The sequence below is a fragment of the Erwinia sp. V71 genome, from assembly GCF_965644245.1.
In the GTDB taxonomy this organism is placed as follows: Bacteria; Pseudomonadota; Gammaproteobacteria; order Enterobacterales; family Enterobacteriaceae; genus Erwinia.
Genome location: NZ_CBFFRK010000273.1, coordinates 1 through 756 on the forward strand (window position 1 = coordinate 1; position 756 = coordinate 756).

1 protein-coding gene is annotated in these 756 nt (G+C 46.2%); it reads left to right on the forward strand.

Annotation, left to right across the window (positions count from 1 at the left end; translation table 11 throughout):
- The first annotated feature begins 386 nt into the window (after positions 1-386).
- Complete coding sequence (locus ACSZO1_RS22615) at positions 387-557, forward strand: hypothetical protein (protein WP_437616643.1); 171 nt, start codon at positions 387-389, stop codon at positions 555-557.
- Positions 558-756: the final 199 nt, after the last annotated feature.

The window sequence follows — 756 nt, forward strand, 5'->3', positions numbered from 1 at the left end:
CGGGCATCGTGAAAAGTCTATGTCAAAGAAAGGGTTATGTTCTCATAATTGACGATTAAATCGCACCTTCCTTAATAGTCAGTAAAAAACAAAATAAAACGATATTTCAGACAAGTCTTTGTCGGCATATTTGCACCCGCTATCAAGCCAGACGGCAAAACACAGTTTAACGACCTTAAAGAATATCGACCGACATTATTAGATATGCTTAAGTAATATTTTGCTAATGATATAACGCTTTCAGAACACTCATATTTCTCACCAGCAGAATCGATACTCTGATCCCATCTCCGCACAATTTACCCGTCTGTTGCCGCTTCGCTAAGCTATACTAATGCTGAAGCCGGGCAATCTCCGCGCTTAATGCGTCATGGTAAGGAGGGGGTATGTTAATAGGATTTGTGCTCCTGGTCAGCGCCTGCGGTTACGATGCCTGTGATGCCCTGCCGGTATCAGAACATATCTACCCTACACGTGAGGCCTGCCAGCAGATGGCGGACCGTATTCATCAGCGTCGCCCGAATGTGGTATTACTGTGCGGCGAGGTGTATCGCTAGCTTCTCTGCCGCACAGCCGCGGTTATTTCAATGACACCGCTTTTAGCGCGTCAAAAATCAGCGCCTTCTCTTCGTCTGTCAGATTATGCTGTGAAACCAGCATATTAAATGTGCGGCGGTCTGCTTCGCGAATTCAGATAATAAGTGCAACGCTTGGTCATGTGGATGGAGGGACGGTTAGCTACCGATAAGCTATCCT

What these genes read in the sequence shown, in the direction of transcription:
- ACSZO1_RS22615 (WP_437616643.1), top strand. Translation starts at nt 387, where the DNA reads ATGTTAATAGGATTTGTGCTCCTGGTCAGCGCCTGCGGTTACGATGCC.